Below are 9,732 nucleotides of genomic sequence, written 5' to 3'. Positions count from 1 at the left end.
TGTCAAAAGCGACAAAAGAAAGGTAACCAAAGAAAAACGCTTTTCTTTGAATCAAAGGCCCGCGCGTGCGTNNNACATCCTGTCTCGGTGGCGCACGGCGCACATCCATGTGCGCCGCCCTTCGGGTGTGCTTTTGCCAACGCGAGGCAGTGGCTTCGCAGCGCTGGAAGAACTGCAAGACCTCAGGCGAAAGCCACATGGCCTACCTGTAGGAGCGGCGCAAGCCGCGACCACGGAAATACAACTGCGGCGCACATTGCGAGGATATTTCGATGGCGCATTCGCGACTCACGCCGCCGCGATAATCGACCGTTTCAGACAACCGTCAACAACACCCCGCCAACAAAAAGGCCGCGAAATCGCGTCCTTTTTGTCGCCCTCTAAAAAACCGCCACCCTTAATACACCAACGACCAACTAATCGTCTTCAACGCGAACACAAACCACACCATCGCCACGCAAGCCGCCGCGATCGCCACCGCACATACCCGCCGCAGACGCTGCATCGGCCCGCCCCACGCGGCGCGCGCGTTGAGGCAGGCGACGATCGCGATCGGCACGCACAGCAACCCCAGCAACTGGGCGAGACGAATCCAGCCGTCCAGGCCGCCGTCGAGCGCACGCACGGACGCCTCGGCGCGGGCGAGCAGCCACCACCACAGCCCGGCCAACAACAGATTGGAGATCACACCAAACATAGTCAGCAGGCGCAGATCGCGCTCGCGGCCGTCCAGGCGCAAACGACGCTGCGTCTGGTAGCGCACGACCGCCGCGATCGGCCACAGGCACAGCGCGAGCGCCTGCACGCCCAGCGTCGCGAACAGCAGCAGCAGCATCCAGCCGGGCGAACGCCAGCCCGGCACCGGCTGCAGCCACATCGCCGCTGGTACGTCGTCGCTGCTGATCGCGACCACCTCGGTGCCGCTCATCTTCGCAGCTAGCCGGCTGTCGCCGTCGACTTCGCGCCACACATACGGCTCGATCTCGCGCCAGCGCTTGATCCGGCCGTCGCGGCCGCGCAGCGACGACACCGCGATGGTGTCGTCGTCGTTCAACACCACGGTCGCGCTGCCGAACAGGCGCGCCATCGCCAGGAAATTGCTGGCCGAGCCGCGGCTGTTCTCATAACGCCCGCGCAACTGCTCGCCGTGCAGATGCGCGGTCGGCAGAGTCGGCATGTCGGCGGCCGGACTCGGGTAATAGCGCCGGATCACGGCTTCGACCAGATCGCGATGCAGCGCGCGCCCGGCACGGGCCGGGCCGTCGGCGGATACGAACACGCCGAGCCGATGCATCGGCAACAGCATCAGGCTGCTCTGGAACGCTTCGGTGGCGCCGCCATGGCCGATCACCACCGGGCCGCGACCATCGCGACGGAAAAAGCCAAGTGTCATCGCATCCAGGCCAGGGATCGGCCGCAACGCGGTCGCCTGCATCGATTGCAGCGTGTGCGGCTGCAGGATCGCATCGCCGCCGTAGCGGCCCTGATCGAGCTGGGCGAGCATGAAATGCGCCATGTCCTCGCCGGTGCTGGACAGGCTGCCGGCCGGCGCGGGATTGACCAGTTCGAACGGCACCGGCGCGGCGCCGACGGCGACGTAGCCCTGCGCCATGTCGCCGGCCAGGCCTTTCGGCAAGGGCTGACGGAAACTCGAACGGTGCATGCGCAGCGGTTCGAACAGATGCTCTTCGACGTAGTCGTCGAACGGCTGGCCGGCGACGCGCTCGACGATGTAGCCGGCCAGCGCCGCGCCGTAGTTCGAATACGCCGGCACCGTGCCGGGCGCGTAGATGCGCCGCGGCTGCACGGCCTTGAGGTAGTCGCCGAGTTTGAGCAGGCGCGAGGGATCGGCGGCGAACAGGTGCTTGCTTGATTCCTCGAAGCCGGCGCTGTGGGTCATCAGATGACGCAGGGTGATCGGCTGGCCGTAGTAGTCGCGGATCTTGAAGTCCAGATAGCCGTTGACGTCCGCATCCAGGTCGAGCTTGCCGCGTTCGACCAGTTGCATCACCGCGGTCCAGGTGAACAGCTTGGAGATCGACCCCGGCCGCAGCAATGTGCGTGCCGGGTCCATCGGCTTGCGCCGCTCCACGTCGGCATAGCCGTAGCCCTTGGACAACAGCAGCTGGCCGTCCTTGACCACCACCACGACCGCGCCGGCCAGGCCGCCGCGCGCGATCGCCTGCGGCACCAGGCCGTCGACATAGGCTTCCAGATCGGCCGCGCCGAGTTGCGGGATCGGCGCGGCGCCGACGGCTTCGACCAGGATCGCGCCGGGGGCGCCGGCTGCGTTGGGATCGAGAGTGAGGTCGGATGCGGCGACGGGGGCCAGTGGCGGTAGCGCTTCGATCCTCGCCGGATCGGACGCGGGCAAGGGGTTGGACGAGGCTGGAGACGCGGTGGGGTCGGTGTCGGTCAGGATGACCGTGGGCGCGGCGGGCTGCGCTGCCGGCGGTTGCTGCGACGGTAGCGGCGGCGCGGGCGCGGGCCGCGCAGTCGGGAGATTCGCTGTCGCGGTCGGAATGGGTGCGGGTTTCGCCGCGACTGCGCCAGCGTTCGGCGCGGTGGGTTTCGACGCTGGTTCGCTTGGTTCCGGCTTGCGCGCGGGCGCGGTCGACGAAGTCGGTGTGGGCGCAGTGGCGGCTGGCTTCGATGGCTTGGGCGGAGACAGCGAAGGCGCCGGCTTGGTCGCGGCTGCGGGCGCTTTCGCGGGCGCGCGAGGCGCGGGCGCGGCGCGCGACGGAGCGATGCTCCGGACCGGCGTAGTCTCGACGCGACTCGGCGCGGCGGCACCGGGCGCAGCGATCTGCACGCCCGCGGGCGGCGCGACCCTCGGAGTGGCGGCGGCGCGCGCGATCGCCGCGGCCGGCGATTCGCGCTCCTGCGGCGGCGGCGGACGCAACGGTTCGCTCCGTGTCGGGCTGGGCGGCGGCGCGGCCGGCGGCGCGGGCGCGGGGCGCAACGGCAAGGCGGTGGTGGTGGCGGGAAACGCCGACGCCGGCGGGCGAGGGTCGGCGGGGCGGCTCGATGGGGCGGCCGCGGCCGGCGGCGTCTGCTGCGCCGCGGCCGATCCGGCCGCGAGCAACACCGCGCCCACGACACCCGCCGCACCGATGGCGCGCATCCAACGTTTGGACTTCATGGTTCCCCCGACCTTGCGCCCCGAGCCGCGCGAACGCGTTCAAGACGCGGCCGCGGGCGATGCCGACCCCGCGTCGGCGCGCAGAGTGTAAGCGCGGAAACCGCTGAATTCAGGGCGAATTCGCGCTATCCGCGCAGGCGGTGGCGATGCTGTGGCGGAGCATGTCGATGGGGATCACAACGACGTGCGATGGATATGTTTATCGGCATACAAATAGCGCCATGTCCGCCGTGGATGCAGGTGAATGCGGCGAGCGGAAGTGGTCACCACTCGCACCGGGTTCGCCGGAATCGGCGAGGCAAATGCTAGGGCTGGTGCGCCGTCGTAGAGGCTTCGCCGCGAAGACGGTTCGCGGAGGAAACCTCAACCTCAACCTCGACTGCACCATCCGACCACCGACGCCTCGCCCCACCGCCATCGCCTCATCCACCCAACCCCAGCCCTCCATCCCAACCCCGCCTCACCTTCCAACTCACCGCCGACCGTCGACCCCATCGCAAAACCGCGCTTCGACCGCCCGCTCCAGCTCAAGCCGCGGCCGCTTTCCAATCCGCCAAACGTATTTCTCAAGATGAACATCCCGCCGGGCATCGCGCTTGGCAAGGCAGGGGCGGCCGCCTAGAGTCGCCGTGACCCCTCTCGGCCGCCTCCATGCCCGCCAAGCGCAGCAAGCACATCACCTCCGCCGCGCCGACCACCGCCCACAACCCGGGCGTGGCGCTGCGCGCACTGCGCCGCCAGCGCGGCTGGACCCTGGCCGAGATCGGCGCGCGCACCGGCCTGCCGATTTCGACCCTGTCCAAGATCGAGAACGGCAAGATGTCGCTGAGCTTCGACAAGCTCACCCGCATCGCCCAGGGGCTGGAAGTCGATATCGGCGAACTGTTCTCCTCGCAGTCGCCGGTCGGCAACGACACCTTCAGCGGACGCCGCAGCATCACCCGCGCCGGCGAGGGCTATGCGATCCGCACCGAGCATTACGATCACCTGTACCCGGCCTCGGAGCTGCTCAACAAGCGGCTGGTGCCGATCATCGCCGAGGTCCACGCGCGCTCGCTGGAGGAGTTCGGCGAACTGATCCGCCACAGCGGCGAGGAATTCGCGCTGGTGCTGGAGGGCGTGATCGAACTGCACAGCGAGTTGTATGCGCCGACGCGGCTGGAGGCCGGCGACTCGATCTATTTCGACAGCGCGATGGGCCACGCCTACATCGCCGCCGCGCCCGGCCCCTGCCGCGTGCTCGCGGTGTGCTCGGGCGGCGAGTCGCATCTGCGCGAGGCGATGCTGCGTCAGAACGGCGCCGAGGCCGCGCGCCCGGCGGCTGGCCGCGGCGCGAAGAAACCGCGCGCCGACGAGGCCTGAGTCGCCGCGCCTGGCACAAATCCCGGCGCAACGGAACGCGCCGCGCAAGCGCCGTTGGCCCCTCATTGCCGATAGCGGTCACAAGACCGGCAGGCAGCGATCACGGCGCGCGGTTTTCGATTCCGGAAAATGACATTCACATGACGGCGCGGGCGCGCCGCGCTCAATCGCGCAGCCGTCGCAGGCCATGGCATTGGTCCAGCCAGTCCAGCAACGCGACCACCGCGCTGCGATGCGCCGCCGTGCCGCGCAGCAGTTCGCCCACCCGCGCGGTTTCGCCGTCATGCAGGCGCGCCAGCAACGCGCGTTCGGCCGTCGCATCGCCTTGCACGCGCAGGCCATGGCCGTTGATCGCGAACTGCCAGCCATCGCGGTCGCGCCGCTGCAACACCCGCTCGCCGGACGTCAGAGCGATGCGTTGCGCCGGCGGCAAGGCGCGCGTGCGTCGGCGCGGCGGCACCGGCTCGAAACCGCCGGCCGACAAGCGCTGCAACGACAGCGCGCCGATCCGCGCCGCCAATGCGCGCGGAGCGGTGAGTTGCGCGGTCAAGCGCCAGGCCTGCGCCAACGCCAGCGGCAATGCGTCGGCGAGTACGCCGTCGGCATCGACGGCATCACGCGCGCTCACCGGCACGTCGTCGCGCATGAGCGCGCGCAGCAGTTGCGCGGACGGATCGATCAAGGCATCGGCCTGGCCGATATCGACCAGCAGATCCTCCAGTTCGTACACCGGCCGGTGCTCGGTGCGCGGCACGCCAAGATTGACGCTGGTGGTGACGCCGCCGCCGATGCTTTCGCCGACGTGGTAGTAATCGGCCGGCCAATACAGCACGTCGCCCGGCTCGGCCTCGACCACGAACGAACCGGCCAGATGGCCGCGGTAATCGGGCAAGGTCGACACTGCGTCGGCCCACGGCTTGGCGGTCCAGAAGCGCATGCGCTTGCGACCTTCGACCGGGATCATGAAGGTGGCGAAGCGATCGCGATGCACGCCGACCGGGGTGGATTCGTAATTGCCGTGGAACAGCGTGGTGATCGCGCCGGTGATCGGCAGGCCGGCGTGACGCCACAGCGGCGCGAAGAACGCGCGCTCGCTGCGCCATAGCGCGAATCGGTAGCTGTGGAAGGCGCTGATCACCAGCGCATAGCGTCGTTCGCCGAGCGTGCCCAGCATGCGCTGGCGATACCCCAACATGGAGCCGTCTTCGAGTCGAGGCATCCATGGCGATGGATCGAGTTGTTGCAGGCGATCGAGGGTGACCAGGCTGTTGTCGGGTTCGCCGGGCAGGCGGCGACGGCTGCGTCGGGTCGCGGCCAGCGCGCTGCGGAACACCTCGTCCAGCGCGAACGGCCGGCCGGGGGCGACGCCCTTGAACAGCACCGGACGGCGGTCCCAGTCGTCGCGCACGAACGCGGCCCAGTCCAGCGATTCGCGCACGTGCAGATCGGGAGCGGGCGATTGAGTCATTTGCGAATCCGCGCTCATGCGGCGTCCTCGCCGCTGCGCAGCACCGCGCGCAACGCGTACAAGCGCTGCAACAAATCGAGCGCACCGCGATCGACGCGGCCGCGGCGTGGCGCGCGGCACAGGTCGGCGACGCGCTGCATGCGGCCGTCGCGCAATTCGTCGAGCAATTGCTGCGCGCGCGGATGCTCGGGCATGGCGAAGACATGGCCGTTGATCGCCCATACCCAGCCGTCGCCGTCGCGCAGACGCAGCAGCGGGCTGCGCGGGTCCAGTTGCACGCAGTCGTCGCCCTGCAGGTTCGATTCTTCGCGCGGCGCCGGCACCGGTTCCAGCGCCCAGGCGCTGGCGCGCGCGGCCCAGGTCAGTCGCAACGCGCGCTGCAGGCCACCGCCTGTCACCGCAGCGATCGCCGCTTCGCCCACCCGGGTCAACGGCGCGATCGCGGCGATGCCGTGACGCCCGGCGCGCGGCGGAAACGCCAGCATCGCCACGCGTTCGTCTTCGCCGAGCGCGTCGTCGACCTGTTCGGCGAGCAGGTTCTTGGCCGCGATCATCGCGTCGGCGGCGTGGGTCGGAATCGCCAGCGCCAGACCGAGGGTCGCGCCGTCGTCGGCTTCCTCATACCAACGGCGGCCGGGCCAGCACAGCAACTCGCCGGGTTGCGCGCGCAGGACTTGATCGGGCGCGCGCTCGCGTTGCGGACGGCCGCGCCACAGCCGCACCTCGCTCGCGCCCAGCAGCGGCAGACGCACACAGGCATGACGCGGATCCAGGCGCGCGCCGAGCGTCTGCGGCTGCGCGTCGCCGACCCACAGCGCCGCGTCGACCGGCAACGCGGGACAACCGATCGTCGCGAACAAACCCGCGAGCAGATCGCGCGTGGCCGACCACAAGCGCTCATCCAGAAACAGCGGCTGGCTGACCCGTAACTGGAACCGCGCGCCGTGCAGACGCTCGCGCACTCGCTGTACATAGGTCGCCGCATCGCGATCCTCGTCGCCCGGCAGCAGATCGCCGGGCGCGCGCATCAATCCGCCGTCGAGATAAAAACGCACGTCCGGCAGCGCCATGAAGCGGGTGCCGGCGCGGAACGGCGCGGCCGCCCGCACGATCAGGGCGAACGCGCGCTCGGGCGTGAGCCGGTGGGCGACACCCGGCAGGCAGTACGGGCGCCGGTCCCAATGCGGCAACAACGGCGACCAATCGATCATGGCGCGGCTCGATCCGGCGCGACCGGCTGCGATGTGGCTCGATCCTGCGCGAACGTCGCGCGAATGCGTTCGGCGTACTCAGCCAGAGGTTCCAGTCCCATCTCGCGGCGGCGCGCATCGACCTGCGCCGGCCGTTCGATCGGACACGGCACCAGCGCCGAACCGCGGCGCCGGAACTTGGTGCCGAAGCATTGCCTGCGTCCGCGCTGCACGCGCAATGCATCGGTGAGATAAGCCAAGTCGCGCAGGCTCATCTCGCCGTCGCGCGCGGCCTGCGCGATCAACCTCAGACAACGGTCCTGGAACTCGCGCGGCCCGTCGGCGTGCTGCAGCAATCGGCACGCGGCCGCCGCCGCGTCTTCGCCGACCAGGCTGCGACCGGGCCAACCATGACGATCGACCACCTCGCGCAACCACGCCATCGCCACCCGCACCTGCGCCTGCAACTGCGCTTCCAATGCGCTATCGCTGAAACCGCCGTCGCTCCACGGCGTGCGCAATGCCGTATCGATACGATCGATGCGCAGCAGGCGTTCGCGGATCGCATCGACATCGTCCAGCGCATCGTCGTCGACAGGCGTGGACGCATCGGAAATCGCCTCGATCCGCAGCCCGATCGTCTCGCCGGCCCATCGGTACACGAGCCGCCGGTCTTCGCGCGGCCACTCGAACGCGACCTCGCCGTCCTGCGCGCCCTGCCATTGCAGACGCACGCCCAGGCGCCGGTCGTCGAGTTCGCCCAGCACCCCGCTGCGCGCGCTCAACTCGGGCAGCACATAGGCGACCGCGTCGCGCAGGGCGATGCCGAGCTGCAACAGTTCCCAGCTTTCGCCGGCCAACCACTGCGGCGATGGATTGATCTCGTCCGCCGCGCGCGGCTGTGCGCCGACCCGTTGCGTTTTCCAAGCCTGCGGCGGCGGCGCGAGCGCCAGCAACGGCGCGTCAGCGTGGATGCGGCGGAAGAAATACGGCACGTCGCCGCGCCGCAGTTGCGCGCGCTCGCTGACGCTGAAGGCCGGCGCGGGTGGGTTCGATTCCGACGCCGCGGCAACGGCGGCGGCGACACCGAACGGGTCGCGCGCCGCGGCGTAATCGGCGGTCGCGCGCACCAGCACGCGGGTATAGCGGCCGCGCACCGCGCGGCGCAGATCGCGCCGCACTTCATCGTGATGCAGATGCACCAGCATCCACAAATCAAACATGCCGCGCAGAAATTCCAACGGATGCGCGCCGTACCCCGCGCGGCCCTCGCGATCCAAGACCAGGCTGCGCGCCTGCTCGCGCCGCCACGGTCGCGCCGTCGCGCGCAGTCGCTGCACGCCGTCGGCATCGTCGAAGAACGCCACCACCGGGCCGTCGATCTCGCCCGCCAGCCTGCGTTCCAGGCCGGCCGGATAGCGACCGTGATCGCGCTCGCCGGTGACCAGGCCGGTGTCTTCCAGGCGCCGCGCCGGAAACAGACACACTTCCAGATCGACCGGGATCAGCATCGTCTCGCCGTCGCGTTCGCCGCACAGCACATTGCCCGGGCCGAGATCGACCAGTCCGAAGCCGAAGCACGCCGCGGCCAGCGAACCGGCGCGACGCCAGAACCGTCGCGCCTGCCGCGCCGGCAAGACCGTCGCATGCACGCGCCCCTGCGCGGCCGGCAAGCGGCGATAGCGGCCGGGCGGTTCGATCCATTCCTGCCACAGATAGGCCGCGCGATCGCCGCCACGGCCATGGAACACGCGCAGCGTCGGCAATCGGATCGCGCCCGAGGCCGGCGCCAAGCAGTTGAGGCGCGCGAACACGCCGCCCCCGTCGTGTTCGGCGAGAAAAGCGATTTCGCTGTCGGCCGGACGCGGTTTGTAAGCCAGCGCGCCGCCGCGTTCGAACTGCAAGCGCAGCACGCTCTGGCGACCGTTATGGGTTTCCTCCGGATTGGCCCACAGCGCAACGACGCGGCCGTGGTAACCGTGACCGGCCAGCACGCCGCCGCGGCGGTCTCGCGCGAGCCGGCGCAGGAACAGGCGCAGGAATTCGCGATGACGTTCGCCCAGCTCGCGCAATCGCGACGGCACTCGGCGCCCGGTCAGGCAGATCAACAAGGCATCGCGCACCACCGGAGCATGCAGCGCGCCGTTGTCGAGCGACAACGCGGCGGCGGCGACCGTCGCGGCATGACGCCGCGCCAACGCCGTGCAGTCGCGATCGAGCAGGTCGAGAAATTCGCCCCAGCGCCGCAAGCGCGGATCGCGCAGGGCTTCACCGATGCGCGCCGCATCGCGCGGCCCTTTCCACACGCCGGCCGATTGCAACAGTCCGTCGTCGTCGATGCGCACCCGCGGCGGCCACCACCACGCCTCGCCGTCGCGCTTGGCCAACGCGGCCAGCCAGCGGCGCAACACCGACGAGGCCTCGGGCACTGCCGGGCCGGCATCGCGAGCGGCCCGGGCCGGCAGTTCGATCGACAAATCGCTCATCGCACTCCGCGGCGACGTCCATGTGCGGTGCGTCGACGCGCATGGCGCGCGAGGACGGCGAACGCAACGCGGCCGGCGTCAGGC

6 protein-coding genes are annotated in these 9,732 nt (G+C 69.9%); 2 read left to right on the top strand and 4 right to left on the bottom strand.

All coding sequences use genetic code 11. From position 1 onward, the window contains the following. Positions 1-397: 397 nt before the first annotated feature. Complete coding sequence (locus ASD86_RS11795; RefSeq protein WP_056110540.1) at positions 398-2,374, bottom strand: serine hydrolase domain-containing protein; 1,977 nt, start codon at positions 2,372-2,374, stop codon at positions 398-400. Between the two features lie 46 nt (positions 2,375-2,420). Here ASD86_RS11795 and ASD86_RS27260 point away from each other — a divergent pair, with 46 nt between their 5' ends. Continuing rightward, positions 2,421-3,233: a hypothetical protein gene (locus ASD86_RS27260; RefSeq protein WP_162253657.1), complete on the top strand. Its 813-nt coding sequence runs from the start codon at positions 2,421-2,423 to the stop codon at positions 3,231-3,233. 560 nt (positions 3,234-3,793) lie between these two features. Beyond that, positions 3,794-4,504, top strand: coding sequence for an XRE family transcriptional regulator (locus ASD86_RS11785; RefSeq protein WP_082578278.1), 711 nt, complete (start codon positions 3,794-3,796; stop codon positions 4,502-4,504). A 163-nt stretch (positions 4,505-4,667) separates the two neighbouring features. Here ASD86_RS11785 and ASD86_RS11780 read toward each other — a convergent pair whose 3' ends face one another. Genes ASD86_RS11780 through ASD86_RS11770 form a run of 3 tightly spaced genes read right to left on the bottom strand, consistent with a single transcriptional unit; the run spans position 4,668 to position 9,648 of the window. Next, complete coding sequence (locus tag ASD86_RS11780; protein ID WP_056110537.1) at positions 4,668-5,972, bottom strand: cupin domain-containing protein; 1,305 nt, start codon at positions 5,970-5,972, stop codon at positions 4,668-4,670. 14 nt (positions 5,973-5,986) lie between these two features. After that, complete coding sequence (locus tag ASD86_RS27255; RefSeq protein WP_056110535.1) at positions 5,987-7,183, bottom strand: hypothetical protein; 1,197 nt, start codon at positions 7,181-7,183, stop codon at positions 5,987-5,989. Then, positions 7,180-9,648, bottom strand: coding sequence for a DUF6624 domain-containing protein (locus ASD86_RS11770; RefSeq protein WP_056110533.1), 2,469 nt, complete (start codon positions 9,646-9,648; stop codon positions 7,180-7,182). Before ASD86_RS11770 ends, ASD86_RS27255 begins: the two co-directional genes overlap by 4 nt. Positions 9,649-9,732 lie beyond the last annotated feature (84 nt).

The organism is Lysobacter sp. Root690 (assembly GCF_001427785.1).
Lineage (GTDB): Bacteria > Pseudomonadota > Gammaproteobacteria > Xanthomonadales > Xanthomonadaceae > Lysobacter.
This window is presented reverse-complemented; position numbering and strand designations above follow the sequence as displayed.

What these genes read in the sequence shown, in the direction of transcription:
- ASD86_RS11785 (WP_082578278.1), top strand. Translation starts at nt 3,794, where the DNA reads ATGCCCGCCAAGCGCAGCAAGCACATCACCTCCGCCGCGCCGACCACC.
- ASD86_RS11780 (WP_056110537.1), bottom strand. Translation starts at nt 5,972, where the DNA reads ATGACTCAATCGCCCGCTCCCGATCTGCACGTGCGCGAATCGCTGGAC.
- ASD86_RS27255 (WP_056110535.1), bottom strand. Translation starts at nt 7,183, where the DNA reads ATGATCGATTGGTCGCCGTTGTTGCCGCATTGGGACCGGCGCCCGTAC.
- ASD86_RS27260 (WP_162253657.1), top strand. Translation starts at nt 2,421, where the DNA reads ATGACCGTGGGCGCGGCGGGCTGCGCTGCCGGCGGTTGCTGCGACGGT.
- ASD86_RS11770 (WP_056110533.1), bottom strand. Translation starts at nt 9,648, where the DNA reads ATGAGCGATTTGTCGATCGAACTGCCGGCCCGGGCCGCTCGCGATGCC.